At 65.5% G+C, this 18,119-nt stretch carries 14 protein-coding genes; 4 read left to right on the plus strand and 10 right to left on the minus strand.

Translation table 11 applies throughout. The features are described 5' to 3' along the window. Positions 1–355: 355 nt before the first annotated feature. The 4 genes from IE191_RS02990 to xseA all read right to left on the minus strand — a co-directional run bounded on the left by IE191_RS02990 (position 356) and on the right by xseA (position 6,174). Positions 356–3,217, minus strand: coding sequence for a TonB-dependent receptor (locus tag IE191_RS02990; protein ID WP_229815066.1), 2,862 nt, complete (start codon positions 3,215–3,217; stop codon positions 356–358). 387 nt (positions 3,218–3,604) lie between these two features. After that, the gene (locus IE191_RS02995; RefSeq protein ID WP_191322860.1) at positions 3,605–4,438 is read right to left on the minus strand and encodes a M23 family metallopeptidase; all 834 of its coding nucleotides are present in this window, start codon (positions 4,436–4,438) and stop codon (positions 3,605–3,607) included. Position 4,439: 1 nt separating this feature from the next. Then, entirely contained in the window at positions 4,440–4,646 is a 207-nt protein-coding gene (locus IE191_RS03000; protein ID WP_191322861.1) for a DUF2093 domain-containing protein, read from the minus strand. Between the two features lie 37 nt (positions 4,647–4,683). Continuing rightward, positions 4,684–6,174, minus strand: coding sequence for an exodeoxyribonuclease VII large subunit (gene xseA / locus IE191_RS03005; RefSeq protein ID WP_191322862.1), 1,491 nt, complete (start codon positions 6,172–6,174; stop codon positions 4,684–4,686). Here xseA and purD point away from each other — a divergent pair. Beyond that, on the plus strand, positions 6,173–7,453 hold the full coding sequence (purD, locus tag IE191_RS03010; protein WP_191322863.1) for a phosphoribosylamine--glycine ligase: 1,281 nt from the start codon (positions 6,173–6,175) through the stop codon (positions 7,451–7,453). The two genes, xseA and purD, sit on opposite strands and share 2 nt — an antisense overlap. A gap of 155 nt (positions 7,454–7,608) precedes the next feature. Next, positions 7,609–8,460, plus strand: coding sequence for a DNA-methyltransferase (locus tag IE191_RS03015; RefSeq protein WP_191322864.1), 852 nt, complete (start codon positions 7,609–7,611; stop codon positions 8,458–8,460). Here the strand turns inward: IE191_RS03015 and IE191_RS03020 are convergent. The 6 genes from IE191_RS03020 to IE191_RS03045 all read right to left on the minus strand — a co-directional run bounded on the left by IE191_RS03020 (position 8,447) and on the right by IE191_RS03045 (position 14,752). Further along, a complete protein-coding gene (locus tag IE191_RS03020) occupies positions 8,447–8,995 on the minus strand; it encodes a hypothetical protein (RefSeq protein ID WP_191322865.1) in 549 nt (182 codons plus the stop codon). The two genes, IE191_RS03015 and IE191_RS03020, sit on opposite strands and share 14 nt — an antisense overlap. A 425-nt stretch (positions 8,996–9,420) precedes the next feature. Further along, complete coding sequence (locus IE191_RS20985) at positions 9,421–9,885, minus strand: IS1595 family transposase (protein ID WP_229815067.1); 465 nt, start codon at positions 9,883–9,885, stop codon at positions 9,421–9,423. 108 nt (positions 9,886–9,993) lie between these two features. Next, positions 9,994–11,859, minus strand: a complete 1,866-nt coding sequence (locus IE191_RS03030) for a hypothetical protein (protein WP_191322866.1) — start codon at positions 11,857–11,859, stop codon at positions 9,994–9,996. Beyond that, on the minus strand, positions 11,859–12,263 hold the full coding sequence (locus tag IE191_RS03035; protein ID WP_308432868.1) for a GtrA family protein: 405 nt from the start codon (positions 12,261–12,263) through the stop codon (positions 11,859–11,861). Before IE191_RS03035 ends, IE191_RS03030 begins: the two co-directional genes overlap by 1 nt. Before the next feature lie 62 nt (positions 12,264–12,325). Further along, positions 12,326–13,924: an NAD(P)/FAD-dependent oxidoreductase gene (locus tag IE191_RS03040; RefSeq protein WP_229815068.1), complete on the minus strand. Its 1,599-nt coding sequence runs from the start codon at positions 13,922–13,924 to the stop codon at positions 12,326–12,328. Between the two features lie 132 nt (positions 13,925–14,056). After that, complete coding sequence (locus IE191_RS03045) at positions 14,057–14,752, minus strand: PilZ domain-containing protein (protein ID WP_229815069.1); 696 nt, start codon at positions 14,750–14,752, stop codon at positions 14,057–14,059. Positions 14,753–15,031: 279 nt separating this feature from the next. Here IE191_RS03045 and rpoZ point away from each other — a divergent pair, with 279 nt between their 5' ends. Continuing rightward, on the plus strand, positions 15,032–15,376 hold the full coding sequence (gene rpoZ / locus IE191_RS03050; RefSeq protein ID WP_191322869.1) for a DNA-directed RNA polymerase subunit omega: 345 nt from the start codon (positions 15,032–15,034) through the stop codon (positions 15,374–15,376). A gap of 119 nt (positions 15,377–15,495) precedes the next feature. Continuing rightward, complete coding sequence (locus tag IE191_RS03055) at positions 15,496–18,114, plus strand: helicase-related protein (protein WP_191322870.1); 2,619 nt, start codon at positions 15,496–15,498, stop codon at positions 18,112–18,114. The last annotated feature ends 5 nt before the right edge of the window (positions 18,115–18,119 follow it).

The raw sequence follows: 18,119 nt of genomic DNA on the forward strand, positions 1-18,119 counted from the left end.
CACACAAGCGCAGGACCATGCAGCGTTCCACGAAAGCCGGGACCGATCCCGTCTTGTGCGAGATTTTTTGTCGCAATTGAAAGCAGGTTCTCTCGCCCGGATTCAAAACGTTTCAGCTATGTTGCAACGACGCAACATAAGCAGGACTGCTGACCAAACAGTGTGAAATTTATGCAAATCCAAGCGGCACCAAAGCCACATTTCGTTTCAACTGTGTCGGACTTTTGCTCTGCGCATCGGGCTGGAACAGGGCGCACACGCAAAAAAGGGGCAGGGTCGATGACCCTGCCCCCAGAATGTGATGCTGGCGGCAGTCAGCCCCGGTAGGCCGGGACCGGCTCTGCCGGGCGCTCGATCAGAAGCTGGCGGACACGCGCGCGAAGAACGTGCGCCCCATCACGTCGTAGACAGTCGCGAACGTGCTGCCCGCCACCGAGGTGGCCCCGCTGGTGTCGCCGACGATCGGCGGCTTGGTGTTGAACACGTTCAGCATGCCGAGCGAGAAGGTGTACTTGTCGTTGACGCGGATATTCGCGGTTTCGTCGAAGTAGTTGTAGGCCGGGATGTGGCTCTTCTCGATATCGGTGTATTCGTCTTCCTTCACCGCACCGATCAGGCGCCAGCGGGTGGTGAGATCGAGATTCTTCCAACCGACATTGAGCGTGGCGACATGCTTCCACTTGGGCGTGGGCGTATCGCACTGGGCGCCGAACTTGCCGGCGCATTCATAGGTTTCGCCAGCGATCACCGAGTAGTTCTTGATCACATAGGTACCGGCGAAGTTGAACCCGTAGTGGAACCCGGATTGCGGGCCCCGATGATAGTTCAGCCCGACATCGAGGCCGCGCGTGCGGATCACTGCCACGTTGGCATAGAGCGTTTCGACACCGACCGACGTATCGCCGCTGAGCGAACCGTCGACCGTGCTGCGGTGGATCATCTTGCAATAGACGTTGTTGACATCGCCCGAAGCAAAGCACTGGTTCACCACGGTGGTGGCCGAGTTGTAGGTGATCGCATTGGCGATCTTGATGTCGTAATAGTCCAGCGTGGCCGACAGACCCGGCACGCGGCGAGGTTCGACGACCATACCGACCGTAATGGTGTTAGACTTTTCCGGCTTCAAATCAACGTTGCCGCCGTAATAGGCATTGACCTGGCCAGCGGTCGGCTGGGGGATCAAGCCCTTGTTCAGCTCGCTTTGCGTGGCCCCTTGCGCGATGCACAGCGTCTGGATCGAAGCGGCAACATTGGCGCCCGCGCAGGGATCGGTCTGGAGGTTGCCGGTGCCCGCCGTGGTTGGCAGGTACAGTTCGTAAAGGTTGGGTGCGCGCACCGAGCGCTGGAAGTTGGCCCGGAAGCGGAGGCCTGCCACCGGCGCATAGTCACCGCCGAACTTGTACGCCGAAACGCCGCCAGCGATGGAATAGTCGGCATAGCGGTAGCCAGCTTCGATATCGAGCGCCTGGATGCCGGGCTTGTCCTGCACCAGCGGCATCTTGAACTCGGCGTAGGCTTCCTTGACGTTATAGCTCTTGTTCGGGATGTTGAAGCCCTGGCCGTAATAGATCAGGTCGCCCGAAGCATAGTTGTCGCTCACCCGGGTGTCGGCAGTTTCGCGGCGATAGGTTGCCCCGACGGCCAGCGCGGCGGGCGCGGAGGCAAACGGGCTTTGCAGGAACTTCAGGTCGCCCGACAAGTCGCCTTCGGCCACGAACTGCGTGGTGCGATCGTCCTGCGTGGCGTTTTGCAACACGTAGGACAGCGCATTGCTGGTGATGCCATTGACCGAGAACACATCGATCGGCACGCAGCCAGCAGCCCGCGCTGCGGCACTGCGGCATTCAACGCCACCGTTACCGTCGGACACCGCGTCGATCGCGTTGGTCAGGTTGGTGTAGGACAGATCGTTTTCGAGCAGGGTGTGCTTGTGCACCTGGGCATATTGCACCGAGGTATCGAACTTGAACCCGGTATCGAAGAAATCGCCGCGCAGGCCCATCAGCGCCTGCCAGGTGGTGGTGGTGTGCTGTTCCACGCGGCCTTCGGTTTCGGTAATGCGGCGGCGGATGCCGATCGTGGAGCTACCGTCGGAGTTGATCTGGAGATCGGGGTTGGCGGTCGTGTCGAAGAACGCGGTGCGTTCCGCGTCGGACAGATAGGGGTTGTCCGAATAGATGTTGAACTGATAGCCCGCCGTCGCCGTGGGAGCGAGCGTCTGCACCGTCTTGATGTGCTGGTACGAACCCCAGCCATAAAGCTCGACGTGGTCGCTCACGTCATAGTTCCACAGCGCCATGCCACCCCAGCGCTCGAACGGGGTCTGCGCATAGTTGACCGGGTTGTAATTGTAGCCCGCGACATCGCTGGTGAGGCCGCCCGAAGCAGTCACCTGCTGGCGCGTCGCGCCGGGAATGTCGAATGCGGTCGGCGTGGTGTTCGACGAGCCGCAGGTTTCCGTCAGGTCGTCGGAGCAGAGCGTCCGGTTGGAGAAGCTACGCGCGGCATACTTCACGCCCTCGCGCTTGGAATAGTTGGTCGACAGCACCAGGTGGCCGCGATCGCCGATATTGAAGCCGCCGACCAGGCTGGCATCATACTGGGCGCCATCGCCATAGCCGGTAACCTGGGCGCCGCCATCGGCCTTGAGGCCGGTGAACTTGTCGTCGAGCACAAAGTTGACCACGCCCGAGATGGCGTCGGACCCGTAGACCGCCGAAGCGCCGCCGGTGAGGACCTGGACGTTCTTGATCAGCGCGGTGGGGATCTGGTTGACGTCGACCGAACCCGAAGCGTCGTAGACCGGCAGGCGCTTGCCGTTGACCAGCACCAGCGTGCGCTTGGAACCCAAGCCGCGCAGGTCGAGCGTGGCCGAGCCATCGCCGGGGTTGTTGCTGGCGCCGTTAAGCCCGGCGGCGAACTGCGGGTTCACGGCCAGGATCTGCTCGACCGTAACAGTGTTGACGGTCTTGAGCGTGTCCGCGCTGATCACCGAGACCGGGCTCGATGCGGCTAGGTCGGGGCGTTCAATGCGCGAACCGGTCACCACGATCTCGCTGCCGGTGTCGGCAGGGGCAACGGTACCGACATCGGCCGAAGGCGTGGTGGGCAAGGCAGCGGGGGCATCCTGCGCCAGAGCAGGGCTGGCGAGCGAAGCCAGCGCCATGGCCAGGCTGGCGGCGCCGGCATAATAGATCGACGAGGGGGTCTTGGTCACGATCACTGTCCCTTTTGAGGCCGGTGCCCCGCAACATCATCGCGAAGCACCGGCCGAGAGCGGCAATCCCGACACTCCAGCGCTGTTTTGCGACGATGCGCACCACAGCCCAGTTCCACGAATGGCGGGATCGATGGCGCGGTTTGTTGTGAGATTTCGGCTGTCGTGGAAGTGCATTGTGCAAAGCCAAAATAAATGGCTTCACCTGTGTGACAATGCGACAACAGTATTCGCAAATGAATGAAATTTATAGGTTTAATTGCGAAATATTACGTCCCCGCGCGTAACAGACGCTTTCGTATGAAACCATCGAAGATTTCAGGTGAGACGAGATGCAGCATGTCTCGGACATTCGCCGCTGGGCAAGGCGGGTTGCCTCGCGATATTTCAGGCGAGGAACAGCAGGGGATCGAGCCGGCGCAGCCGGTCGCCCACCTGCCAGGCCAGCGCCCAGTGCAGATGTGGGCCGGTGGCGCGGCCGGTCATGCCAACGGTGCCGATCGGCTGGCCTTGCGCCACGGTGTCACCTTCGCGCACCAGATGCGTGCTGCAATGCAGAAAGGCGCTGCCCAGGCCCATGCCGTGATCGAGCATCAGCAGCCGCCCTTCCAGCGTGAACGGCGCGGGCGCGGCCAGCACGACGACACCATCGGCGGGTGCCACGAACGGTGTGCCGGCGGGCGAAGCCATGTCCAGCCCGCCGTGATAGGCGCCGGGCTGGCCGCGATAGATGCGCTGCGATCCAAACCGGCCGGAAAAGCGGCCGGGTGCCGGGCGCACCATGGTTTGCCGCCAGCCCTGAGCCTCCGTGCGGCGCGCCCGCGCGGCCTCGATCTGCGCGCGTTCCTGGGCGCGTCGGGCGAGAAATTCCGCGTCGGGCACGCCGGGCGGGCGCAGCGGCGCATCCACCCGCTCGATCTGCCAGTCGCGCGGCGCGATGGCGAGCGGCACTGCGCTGCGCGCGCCGCTGGTGTCGGTCAGAGTGAGAGTCGCCATCGGGGGCGCGTCGCGATCAAAGCCGGCGAAGAAGCGCCGGTCCGGGGCCAGCGACAACGGCACCCCGTCGAGGTCCACCGCCACGGTGCCCGGCGGGGCCAGGCCCCGCAGCCAGCCACCCTGCGACAGCTTTGACGGCCATTCGGCTTGTGCTCTCGCGCCCAGGGGCAGGGCCAGCGCTCCGATCCCGCCGGCCAGAACAGCCCGGCGGGTCAGGCCCGGCATGTCAGTTCCCTTGGCCCAGCAGCCGCCGCGTGGCGATTTCCGGGGTGGCATAGGCTTCCTGCAACTCCGCACTCCAATAGCGCAGCGCATCGAGCGGGATCGGCACGCCGCTGACGGCGCAGATCACATGATCGCCCGCCGAAAGCTGGCGAAACGTTCCGGGCAGGTATTGCAGGCGCGCGAGGCGGCCGGTGGGAGACATCAACATGACCGTGGTTTTACGCCCTGCCGCCCGCCTTGGCAAATCACAGCAGCTTGGGCTGGACGCTGTCCGTCGCGCCGCGCGGCCGGGCTGCCGGGCGGGGCGGGGCCGCCGACACGGTCGGAACCGGCCCTTGGCCCGTCGTGACATCGAGCGGACCATCGGCGAACTTGAGCGTCAGCGCCACACGCGCGGCGGCCGTGGCGCGATCCTTGACCACGTGGCCATCGCGATCGGTGACGAGCACATAGCCGCGCTGCAACGGCGCCTCGGGATCGAGCGAGCGGCGCAGGCGGTCGAGCGCCTCGACCCGGCCGCGCGCGTGTTCGATGCGCTGCAACAGCGCCTCGGGCCGCAGGCGCTGGGCGGCCAACCGCTCCCGCTCGCGCCCCAGCCGCTGGGTCAGCAAGGCCGGACGCAGCGCGCCGCCGTGGCGGGCAAGCACCCCGGCGGCAATCTCGGTGCGGTGGACCAGGGCGCGGCGCAGGCGGTCGGACAGATCGTCCAGCCGCTGGCTTTGCGGGCTGAGCAGGGCCTGCGCGGTGGGCAGGCGCTGGCTGCGCACCTCCAGCCGCTCGCGCGCATGGGCCAGCAGCCGGGCCAATGCGCGGCCCCGCCGGGCCTGGAGATCGTGGACCTGCGCGGCCAGTTCCGCGCGCACCGGCACCACCAGTTCGGCAGCGGCGGTGGGCGTGGGGGCGCGCAGGTCTGCCGCGAAATCGGCCAGGGTGGTGTCGGTTTCGTGCCCCACGGCGCTGATCACGGGAATCGTGCTGGCGGCAATCGCGCGCACCACTTCTTCCTCGTTGAAGCTCCACAGGTCTTCGATCGAACCGCCGCCGCGCGCCACGATCACGACGTCGGGCCGGGGCACCGGGCCGCCCGGCGCCAGATCGGAAAAGCCGCGCACCGCTGCGGCCACTTGCGCCGCCGCGCCCTGGCCCTGGACCAGCACCGGCCAGACCACGACATGGCTGGGAAAGCGATCGGACAGGCGGTGGAGAATGTCGCGGATCACCGCGCCGGTGGGTGACGTCACCACTCCGATCACGCGCGGCAGGAACGGCAGCGCCCGCTTGCGCGCGCGATCGAACAGCCCCTCAGCCTCCAGCCGGGCCTTGGTCTTCGCCAAAAGGGCGAGCAGCGCGCCTTCGCCGGCGATCTCCATGCGATCGACCACGATCTGGTAGTTGGAGCGGCCGGGATAGGTCGTCAGTTTGCCGGTGGCGATCACTTCCACGCCGTCTTCGGGCAGGAAACCCAGACGCTGCGCATTGCCGCGCCACATCACGCCATCCAGCCGCGCGCCTTCGTCTTTCAGCGCCATGTAGAGGTGGCCCGAAGCCGCGCGCTTCACCCCCGAAAGCTCGCCGCGCACGCGCACGAAGCCGAACCGATCCTCCACCGTGCGCTTGAGCTGGGCAGAAATCTCGGAAATCGACAGGGCCGGGGCGTTGTCGCCGGCGCGTTCGCTCGCTAGGAGCCCGTCCTTGCGAAAGTCATCGTCGTCATAGGGCGCGGAAGGGAAGGCCATGCATATCCTGTTGTTGGGTTCGGGCGGGCGCGAACATGCCCTGGCCTGGAAATTGGCCCAATCCCCGCTGTGCAGCAAGCTCTATGCGGCGCCCGGCAATCCCGGCATCGCGCAGGACGCGCAATTGGTGGCGCTCGACGCCACCGATCATGCCGCCGTCATCGCCTTTTGCGCCGAGCAGCGCATCGGCCTGGTGGTGATCGGGCCGGAAGCCCCGCTGGTCGATGGCCTGGCGGATTCGCTGCGCGGCGAAGGCATCCCGGTGTTCGGGCCGAGCAAGGCTGCTGCCCAGCTCGAAGGGTCGAAGGGCTTTACCAAGGACTTGTGCGCCCGCGCCAACATTCCCACCGCCGGCTATGTGCGCGCCACCAGCGCCACCGCCGCGCATGCAGCGCTCGACACGTTCGGCGCGCCGGTGGTGATCAAGGCCGATGGCCTGGCCGCCGGCAAGGGCGTGGTCGTGGCGATGACCATGGACGAAGCCCGCGCCGCCGTGGACGACATGTTCGACGGCCAGTTCGGCGAAGCCGGCGCGGAAGTGGTGATCGAGGAATTCCTCGAAGGGGAAGAAGCCAGCTTCTTTGCCCTGACTGATGGGGCCACCGTGCTGCCGCTCGCTTCGGCCCAGGATCACAAGCGCGTGGGCGATGGCGATACCGGCCCCAACACCGGCGGCATGGGCGCCTATAGCCCGGCCCGCGTGCTGACCCCGGCGCTGGAAGCCCAGGCCATGGCGCAGATCATCGTGCCCACGGTCAAGGCCATGCAGGATGCCGGCACGCCCTATTCCGGCGTGCTCTATGCCGGGTTGATGCTGACCGCCAAAGGCCCGCAACTGATCGAATACAACGCCCGCTTTGGCGATCCGGAATGCCAGGTGCTGATGCTGCGGCTGGAAACCGACCTGGTCGAACTGCTGCTGGCCTGCGCGGAAAACCGCCTGTCCTCGGTCCAGCCGCCGCGTTTCAGCGCCGATCCGGCGCTGACCGTGGTGATGGCGGCGCAGGGCTATCCCGGCACGCCGAAAAAGGGCGGCTCCATTCATGGCATCGCCGCTGCGGAGGCGGCCGGGGCCAAGGTGTTCCATGCCGGCACCGCGCTGGGTGCCGATGGTGGGCTGGTGTCGAACGGGGGCCGCGTGCTCAACGTGACGGCGCGGGGCAAGAGCGTGCGCGCGGCGCGCGATGCGGCCTATGCGGCGGTGGATGCGCTGGACTTTGCCGATGGCTTCTGCCGGCGCGACATCGGCTGGCGCGAAATCGCCCGCGAAGGCGCCTGAACCCGCGCTGATTTTGAGGCCTATATACATGAGTGACCTAATTTGCAGAAAGATGCCTGAGTTTATCGGTATTTAGAATTTCCCTTTTTCTCAGAACAAGTTACATTTTGACAAGACAAATATGCGATGCTCTTTGCCCATCAAGGAGACGTGTCATGTCAAGAGTTTCGCTCATTCAGGCTGATTGCCTCGCGGCGTTGAAGGTGGTCCCTGACCGCAGCATCAACATGATCTTGTGTGATTTGCCCTATGGCACGACCCAGAACAACTGGGACAGCGTCATTCCCCTCGACCAACTCTGGGCCGAGTACGAACGCATTCTGGCTCCGCAGGGAGTGATCGCTCTTACCGGTCAAGGGCCGTTCACAGCGCGACTCATGATGAGCAACGAGCCGTGGTTCAAATACAAGTTGGTCTGGGAAAAATCTAAGCCAACCAACTTCCTGAACGCGAAAAAACAGCCCCTACGCAAGCATGAGGACATCTGCATCTTCTACCCGCGCCAACCTAAGTATCAGCCGCAGATGGGCGCGGGTGAGGCCTACGATAAGGGTGTCCGCAAGAACCAACTAACTGGCTCCTACGGCGATTTCAAACCCGCGCGTATCAAGAGCGAGGGTGGACGTTACCCCACGGATGTGATCTATCATAAGACTGCCGAGAGCGAGGGTACGGTGTTCCATGCCACCCAAAAGCCGGTTGGCTTGGGCCGCTATCTGATCCGCACCTATACCGAGCCAGGCGACGTGGTAATGGACAATGCTTTCGGATCGGGAAGTTTTCTTGTTGCCGCCGCGATGGAGGGCCGCAACGCCATCGGCATCGAGCTAAACGAGGATGTGCAACTGTTCCGCAACGGCGCAGTCGATCTAATTGACGTGGCGGCACAGCGGCTATCACAAGTGCCCGGCTGCGCGATCAAGGTAAGCCCCACCAGCCCAGCCCGCGAGCATCGCAAGGCGATAGACTGGGCGATGGGGCGACAGCTTGCTCTCACTGGATCGTAAGGCTGAACACCCCCGCGTTATCGCGCGTGACCGTTACGACATGACCAGAAAAATTGTTATTGTGAAGGATGGTTGCAATCTGATCTGGCCAGTGCAGCCATGTATTCGGCGCGTCGTTGTTATCCTGACGGGTGCTGTCATGGGTGACCTTAAACAACACCATACCGAGGTAGATGCCTTGAATGGTCACATTAAGAGGAATGTGCGCCTCTTCAACCGGCTTGCCGTTAAACTGCCCTGGCTGCCAAGCCGCGTTGGCGAACAGGGTCTGTCGGAACCACGTCTGAAAGATACCGGTCGAGATATTTCCGCTGGTTAGGCGTAGATATGGCACGATTCCGCCCTTGGTTGGCTGCTGTGCATCCGTCGTCGAAAGACTCTTTTGCCAAGTAAGCAAGGATGATCCCCTTATTGAACGTCCGTCGGCCACCTCGGCCGCGAGCGCTTCGTTTCTATCAGTCTGTATGAAACGAGCGAGCGCTTCGTCAAAGGATAAGTCGAGTCCGAACGGTGGATTGCGAGTGGCTCCTGTCATTCGATCAATTCCTAGTGAGTGAGCCGTCCTGCTACTTGATCAAGCAACAGATTAACCCCTGCCCCCTCATCAGCATCACGGCGGCTAAAGCGCCATGTCATTTCGCCAAGACACTGACCTAGGTGCTTGGATGAAAGCCAATGGTGCGTGCCGACGATTTGGCACTTTAACGACGTCCGCACGTTTTTAATACCACTGGTGCGAAGGCAATATTTACGGACATATTAGCCCGCACTATGGCTAACCCGGATATCAAAATAGGCGTCACCACGCCCGACTAACGAAGTTTGCTCGTCGGTCATGACAGCGGTGCCAGGCGCGACATTTTCGCAGCTTGCTGATTGGATATTGCGCGGACCTAGGCGTGGGGTAATGCCAGTACGCAGTTCACTTTCTCCCTCTAGCATTCCAAGAACGGCAATCTTTCATTTGCCGCTCTGCTTACCACCGGTACGCTGCCAAGAGTGCTTGTTCATTTGCTCACCGCCGATGAAGGTTTCGTCTGCTTCAACTTCGCCGCTGAGCGGGCGGTTGAATGAGCGCGTTTGCGCAGCGTAGCGCAGGCGGTGTAGAACGAACCATGCTGATTTTTGGGTGATCCCCAAGTCCTTTGCCAACTGCGTACTGGCGATTCCCTTCTTGTGGCTGGTGATGAGCCAGATTGCCAAAAGCCACGTGCGAAGCGGCAATTTACTGTCCTCAAAAATGGTGCCTACACGGATAGAGAAGCGCTTGCGACAATGACCACACTTGTGGGTGCGTTGGTCAGAGAAGCAATAAATGCGGTCTGAATTACAGTGTGGGCAAAATGCCCCGTTTTTCCAGCGGATTGCGGTGAAGTGGTCAATCGCGGATTGCTCATCAGGTGCTTCCCGCATCATTTCGAGCATACTGTTGAATGTTGTGAGCACTGGCTTTCTCCGCTTCGCCACCTTACATATAGGCGTCTAACGGCCCCAAGCCAATGGGTCTCTCATGTATATAAATCCCTCTGTTTTTCAGCGCGGGTCAACCACCTGCCAGGCGGCGATATGGGTTTGCTCCTGGCCTGCGCTGGCCAGTGGGAACGGGCGCAGCCAGGCCGGTGGCGTGCCCGCCAGCAGGGCGGCCGCCAGACCATGCGGCGCTTGCCGGCTGTAGATGCGCATTTCCGGGGCCGTGGTGCAGACCACCACCAGCGTGGCGTGGCGCTTGCGCACATAGGCGCGCGCCGCCTCGGGATCGGCCAGGAAGGCGTGCATGACATCGCTGATCGCCGCAGCGGCGCGGTGATGGCCGGTGGCCACCACGCGCTGGTGCGTGCGCAGCAGGATATCGGGGCCGATATCGACCGGCGCGAAAATATCGGTGGCCGGCATCGCCGCCAGCGTACCCAGGCCACGTCGGAAATCGCATCCGCGCAGGCTGCCCATGGCCGGGTCGCGATCGGCCGGCGGATGGCCCAGCTTGGCCCAGGCCGTCTCGCCCAGCGCGACCGGCAGGATCGGCAGCACCGCCAGCAGCATCAGCACGTTGATGCCCATGCGACGTGCGGAACTGGTCTGCGCCACGGCCGCCAGGCGCCATTGCCGCACTTGCCAGGCCGCCGGAAGGATGGCGACGCCCACCGCCGTGGCCATCGCCCGGCTGACCATGGCGCCAACCGCCACGGCGCCGAGCAGGACGAGGGCGTGCTGCATCCAGCGCAGCCGCTCCGGCAGGGAGGGCGCGCTCTGGATCAGGCGCCAGCAGGCCCACAGCCCCAGCGGCACCGCGCCGATCAGCGCGATGGCATTGTGCAGCGTGGTTTCCCAGATCGGGCGCCCTTCGCGCACATTGTCCAGCCAGTGGCTCTTGACATAGGGATCGATGCCGCCGAACGCGCCATTGGCACATTGCGGCGCGGCCAGAGCCACGATCGCGGCCGCGCCGCCAGCGGCCAAGGCCAGCACAGCCAGGGCCAGCAGGCGCGAGGAGGGGCGCCGGGATGGACGCCACTGGGTCAGGCCAGCGCCGCATAGCGCCACCCAGCCGAGCGCGGCCATGTGCATCGGCGAGACGGCATCGCAATGCTCAACGAGGTCACCCAGGCCCCGGCAGGCCAGGAACAGGCCGGCCGTGCCGAGCGCCAGCGCTGCCGCCGCATGGCCCGGCCGCTGCCACTGCCCGTCGATCACCGCACGCAAGCCGACCACGCCGATGAACAGCGCGGTAAGCGGCAGGCCTTCGAGCGAAACAGTCAGCCCGGCCGCGAGCGCCAGGCCGAGCACCCAGCCACCACGGCGCGGATCGCGCGCATGCAGCCCGACCACGGCGCCCAGCGCAGAGACGATCTGCCAGCCATGGTGATCGATGCGCAAGGGCTGCATCTGGTGCAGCACGATGCCCGAAAGCCCGACGATGATCCCGGCCGCCACGGCCGTGTCGCGGCCGAACAGGCGATTGGCCGCGTGCATCGCCAGGGCCAGCGTGCACAGCACGGTCAGCGCCGGAACGATCACCGCTGCGGCGATTTCGGCGTTGGCAGTGCCCAGCAGCGGGCGCAGCGCCACGATCGTGGCCGCGATCGGCAGGTCGACCAGGCGCGACCAGTGCATCAGCACGCCTTCTGGCGCCATGATGCGATACTGGTGCAGATCGAACCAGCCTTGCCCGGCCAGCAGATCGCGCACCTGGACCAGGCGCAGCACGTCGTCGGGATCGCCCATGCGCAGCGCGGGAATGTCGCGCGCAAAGATCAGCAGTTGCAGCCCTACGATCAGCGCCCAGATGCCCAGCACCATCCACCAGCGCAGCGGCGCGGCGGGCATGGCCCCAGGTGGCGGCGCGGCAGCTTCGGCAGCGGAAGAAACGCGCTCGGTGTGCGCCGGAGCCAGCATCGCCATCAGCGGAACACCACCTGCTTGCGCAGCACCCAGGTGGCGGCAAAGCTCAGGCCGATGGCCAGCACCTTGGCGCCGCGCGGATCAAGCCCCAGACGCACCAGGCCGCCCACCACCAGCGTGGTGATCGCCAGGCCGACCAGCGCCGAGCCCACGAACAGCGCCTGCTGCCGCCGCCGCGCCGGGCCGGACGCAGCAACGGTTTCGGCAAAGACCGCGCGGCTGGACAGCAGCCAGTGCGCCACGATGCCCAGGGCATAGCCCAGCGCCGAAGCCGCCATGGCCGGCACGCCCAGCGCCAGCAGCGCCAGGAAACTGCCCATGTCCACCGCCAGCGCCCCCACGCTGGCAAGGACATAGCGCACCAGCGTGAGCTGGCCCAAACGGTGGAACAGGGGCACGACCATGGCCATCATTGCCGTCTAACGCCTCTCGGCAAAAGGATAAATCGATCCGGTTCGCGAAATGCTCAGGCAGCGCGGCGATCCGGCGCCGCAGCGATGCGTTCCGGCACGGCGCGCACCGAAGCCAGCGCGGCGGCCTGGTCGGGCGTGACCGGGCGCGTGCTGGGCAGGCCGGCCTCGGCGCCTTCGGCCCCTGCTTCGTGATATTCGGCGTCTTCGTTGACGCACCAAGTGTCGTAGAGCCGACGCTCGGCCACGATGTTTTCCACCGTGAGCATCGCGGTCATCATTGCGTGGTCCTGGTTGTTGTAGCGGTGCATGCCGTTGCGACCCACCAGGTGCAGGGTGGGATAGGCCGCTTCCAGTTCGGCACGCATGGCGGCGACATTGGCGGCATAGGTATCGTCATAGACCGGATAGGCCTTTTCCTGGCGCACGACGACGCCGCCGATCACCTGGTCGGGCTGGACCAGCCCGAGGATCTGCATTTCGCGGGTGGCCAGCGCGATCAGGTCATCGTCGCTCGATGCCCAGAGATCATCGCCTTCAAAGCAGAAGTATTCCAGGCCCACGCAAGCAACGCTGTCATCGGGCACCATTTCGGGCGACCACGAGCGGAAGTTCTGGATGCGGCCAACCTTGACCTTGCTGTCGTGGATGTAGATCCAGTTGTCGGGGAACAGGTCTTCCGAGCGGATCTTGAGCGCCACGGTCAGGAAGTCGCGATACTTCAGTTCGTTGGCCTCGATCGTGGTCTGCGGCAGCGGGTGCATCCGCGCCGCCAGCTCGCGCATCGGCGCCGAGGAGATGGCATGGCGGGCGCGGATCAGGGTTTCCCCGCCATCGGCGCCGGTGGCGCTCAGCCGCCAGCCGCCCTGGCCATCGGCCGCCAGTTGCTTCATCGCCTGGCCCATCAGGATATGGCCGCCCTTGGCCAGAATCTTGTCACGCGCGGCTTCCCACATCATGCCCGGCCCGAGGCGCGGATAGCGGAAGGTTTCCAGCAGCGTCTTGGTCTGCATGCCGTCGTTGGGCTTCTTGTTGAGCCCCAGGCTGCGCTTGAACCCGTCGAGCACGGCGGCGCCAAGCGACAGGCCCTTGATGCGCTGCGCGGCCCAGTCGGCGCTCATCTCGTTGCAGGGCATGCCCCAGACCTTTTCGGTATAGGTCTTGAAGAAGATCGAATAGAGCTTTTGCCCGAACTGGTTGGTGGTCCAATCCTCGAAGCTGCGCACGGTCTTCTTGGGGAAAGCCTTGGCTTTCACGTAGCTGGCCATGCACAGGGTGGAGCGCAGCACGCCGAGGTTGAACAGCGCCTCGAACGCGCGCAGCGGATAGGAATAGAACTTGCCCTCGTAATAGATCCGGCTCATCCGCGGGCGCTGGATGAAATCGTCGGGCAGGATCTCGTTCCACAGGTCGACCACGGCCTGGGACTTGGAAAAGAAGCGGTGGCCACCGATGTCGAAGCGATAGCCTTCGTGCTCCACCGTGCGGCTGATGCCGCCGACATAGCGCGTGTCCTTCTCGATGATCGCCACCGAAAGGCCCTGCTTGGTGAGCAGATAGCCGGCGGTCAGGCCGGCCGGCCCCGCGCCGATGATCGCCACGTCGACATCGTATTGACGGCCTTCATCCCCCGAAGTGCCCATCCCGTTAACCATCACATGCCCCCGTCCAAGCGGTCTCGCTGATGGAATCGGAATGCAGGAAAATGGATAAGGGACAGTTAACGTTAAGCGTATCTTGCCGAGGCTCTAAGGGTTTTGCGCGAGGGGCGACCCCCGCGCCGCCGGTCAACCGGGCTGCCCCTTGCCGGGCCGGCCGGCCTGACGAGCGGCCTGGCGCGCAGCTTCGGTCAGGGCCTGGCCCAGTTGCAGCGGCGCGGAAATGCGCGCCAGCTCGTCAAGCTTGAAGGTCTGTTCAAAGACCAGGCCATAGCGGGGATGGTTGCGCCAGCGCACTTTGGCATAGAGCGGTTCCATCACCCCGGTATCGAGCCGGACCAGCTCGTGCACCATCAGCCACTTTTCGCATTCGATGCAGGCGCCCTGCTGCGAAATGTCGTGGAACTGCACGTGGACGTTCTCGCCGCCGGAATGGAGCACGGCATCGAGCACCAGGCGCAGGCGCACCTGGCGGCGGGGATAAGGCCCCTCGCGCTCGTCGAGCAGGCGCTGGACGTCGATCTCTTCCAGGAATTGCAAGCCGGCGTGATCGCCCGTGGTCCACACCAGGCGCGCCTCGTGGCGCTCGCCGGTGCCCAGCTCGATCGCCAGGCTCTTGTGCTCGGGGATCGGCGTGAACAGGCGGATCTTCACGCCGGTGGCCGAGGCATCGCGCAGGATGCAGAGGAATTCGCGGCCATCGACGATCAGCTTGGCCGCACGGATCAACAGGGTGAAGCGCGGCGCGGCGCGCAGTTCGGCACCGGTGGGGGAAGCGGCGGTGTCTTGCCCGGGTTCCTCGGGCAGATCGTTGCGCTGGGCCACAGCCCTCTTCTCCAATGGCGTGCAATTTCCCCTTGGCCGGGTGCACACGGTCCCGGTATGGCTTCTCTTATCGGGCAAGTCTTGCCTTTGCGTTACCCTAATTTGCGGTATACCGGCAAAAATTGCCTGAAAACGGCGCCGGGCGGCCACCGGGCGAAGGCGGGCGCGCAGGGTGCCATGCCCGCGATGGCGCATGTGCCCGGCCAAGTTCCTTGACTTTTCGGTCGCGCTTGCCTAGCTGCACCCTCTCCCCGATCATTTCCATTTTCCGGAGTGCCCATGGCGCGCGTTACCGTCGAAGATTGCGTCGACAAGGTTCCCAACCGTTTCGATCTGGTCCTGCTGGCCGCCGAGCGCGCCCGCGCGATCTCGGGCGGTGCCGAACTCACCGTCGATCGCGACCGCGACAAGAACCCCGTGGTGGCGCTGCGCGAAATCGCCGACGAGACGGTGCGCCCCACCATCCTCAAGGAAAACCTGATCCAGTCGCTCCAGCGCGTGCTGCCTGACGACGACGATGAAGTCGATGAAATCGGCTCGCTGTCGCAGTCGGCCGAAGCGCTGCGCATCACGGCCGCCGCGCCGGTGCGCAACACCTCGCTGGGCGCCGATTACGACGCTTGATCGCGCCGGGCTGGCTCGTCCGGCCCGCTGAAACGACAAGCCAGATGCTTGCAGGGCGCCGGGGATAATTCCGCGGCGCCTTCTTGCATGTGCATGCTGCGCCCGCCACATTCAGGTTCATGGCCAACCGCGCGCCCGCCTCTCCGCGAGTGACCTCGTCGGCGAATCGTCTGTCCACTGGCAGAGCGGCGGCCGGCGGCACGATCAAGGCCGTGCTTGGCCCCACCAACACCGGCAAGACCCATCTTGCGATCGAGCGGCTCTGCGCCCATTCCTCCGGGGCGATCGGCTTTCCCCTGCGCCTGCTGGCGCGCGAGGTCTATGACCGGGTCTGCGCGATCAAGGGCCCGGCCCAGGTCGCGCTGATCACCGGCGAGGAGCGAATCGAGCCCAAGGGCGCGCGCTGGCTGCTGTGCACCACCGAAGCCATGCCGGCCCGGCCCGACCTGGCCTTTGTCGCGCTCGATGAAGCGCAGCTTTCCGCCGATCCCGAACGCGGCCACATCTTCACCGATCGCCTGCTCCATGCGCGCGGGCGCGAGGAAACCATGCTGCTTGGCTCGGCCACGCTGGAACCGATGGTGAAAGCCTTGGTGCCCGAGGCGGAGATCATCACCCGCCCGCGCTTTTCCACGCTCAGCCATGTCGGCGCCAAGAAGCTCAGCCGCATTCCCCCGCGCAGCGCGATCGTCGCGTTTTCGGCCGAGCAGGTCTATGTCATGGCCGAAATGCTGCGGCGCTTTCGCGGCGGCGCGGCGGTGGTCATGGGGGTGCTCAGCCCGCAGACGCGCAACGCCCAGGTGGCGATGTACCAGTCGGGCGAGGTCGATTACCTCGTGGCGACCGATGCCGTGGGCATGGGCCTCAATCTCGATGTCGAGCATGTCGCCTTTGCCGGCCTTTCCAAATACGACGGGCATCGCCATCGCCGGCTGACCACGGCGGAAATGGCCCAGATCGCTGGACGCGCCGGGCGTCATCACAAGGATGGCACCTTTGGCACGCTTGCGGGCACAGGCGGGCGCGACCCGGAATTCACCGACGAGGAAGTCTATGCCATCGAAGAGCATCGCTTCCCGCCGCTGACCCGCCTGTTCTGGCGCGAAGCGGAGCCGCGCTTCGATTCGCTGGCCACGCTGATCGCCGATCTGGAAAGCCCGCCACCCCGGCCGGAACTGACCACGCCACCCGAAGCGATCGACCTCGCCGTGTTGCGCCGCCTGGCCGAGGATCCGGACGTGGCGGCCACCTTGCGCGGGGCGCGCAGCGTGGAGCGGTTCTGGCATGTCTGCTCGCTGCCCGATTTCCGCCAGCAGGGATCGGAAACCCACGCGCGCTTCGTGGCGCGGCTGTGGCAGGATCTGCGCGGCGGCTATCTCGGCGCGGACTATGTCGCCCAGGCGATTGCCCAGCTCGACAATCCCTCGGGCGATATCGACACGCTGCAAGGGCGCATCGCGGCGATTCGCAGTTGGTCCTATATCGCCCAGCGGCCCGACTGGGTCTTGGCGCGTGATGAAATGTCGGCCCGCGCCCGCGCGGTGGAAACGCGCCTGTCCGATGCCCTGCACGGCCGCCTGACCGAACGCTTCGTCAACCGCCGCACCACCGTGCTGATGCGCAAGGCTGGCGCCGACGCCTCGCTGTTGCCGGTGCGGCTGGGCGAGGGCGGGGCCGTGCTGGTGGACGACGAACCGATCGGCCATCTCGATGGCTTCCGCTTCGTGGTCGATCCGCTGGCGCGCGCGGCCGATCGCAAGCTGCTGCTGGCAGCGGCCGAGCGGCACTTGCCCGGCCTGCTCGCCGGTCGCCTGGCCGAGCTGGTGGCCGACGCCGCCAGCGGCCGCGATCTCGCCCTGGCCGAGGGACAGGTGACGTGGCGCGGCCTTGCCGTGGCGGGCCTGGCCAAGGGCCGCGGCCTGCTAGAACCCCGGATCGCGCTGGAGCCCGCGCTGGAACGCCTGGCGCCAGCCGAGCGCGACAAGGTTCAGGCCGCGCTGGCGCAGTGGCTGGAACAGGCCCTGGCGGCGCCGCTACGCCCCTTGCGCCGCCTGGCCGAGGCGGCGCGCGATCCCGCCGCCGGCGCCGAACTGCGCGCGCTGGCGCTTCATCTGGTGGAAGGCGGCGGCGTGTTGGCGCGCGAGGCGGCGCGACTTGACGACCTGAGCCCGGCGCAACGCGCCATGGCGCGCAAGCTGGGCATCCAGGTGGGCGCGCTCGACGTGTTCGTGCCCGCCGCGCTGCGCAGCGCGCCGCTTGCGGCCTGGGCCACGCTGGCCAGGGTGTGGGGCCTTGCGCCGGTGACTCCGCCAAGCGGTCTTGCCCCGGTGCTCGCCGGAAAGACGGTGCCCCTGGGCTATCGCCGTGCCGGCAGCCAGGTCTTGCGCGTGGACATGGCCGAAAAGCTGCTCCACGCGGCCCATGGCGTGCGCCAAGGCTATCGGAGCCGTCGCTTCGTGCTCGATCCGGCGCTGGCCCGCTCGATGGGCCTGACCACCGCCAGCTATGCCGCGCTGCTGCGCCAGGCAGGGTTCCGCGCCGCCGTGCCGCGCGCGCTGGCCGAAGGGCAGGCTGGCCCGCCCGCGCCGCCGCTGTGGCAATGGCGCCCGCCCCGGCCTGCTGCCGTGGCGCCCACAAAAAGTCTGGCAGCGAAAGGCAAGGGGGCCACCGCCGCGCCAAGACCGGCGCCACCAGCGGCCACCGGCGCCTTTGCCGCGCTGGCCGAACTCTTGCGATAGGGCAC

The organism is Novosphingobium pokkalii (assembly GCF_014652855.1).
Classification (GTDB): domain Bacteria; phylum Pseudomonadota; class Alphaproteobacteria; order Sphingomonadales; family Sphingomonadaceae; genus Novosphingobium; species Novosphingobium pokkalii.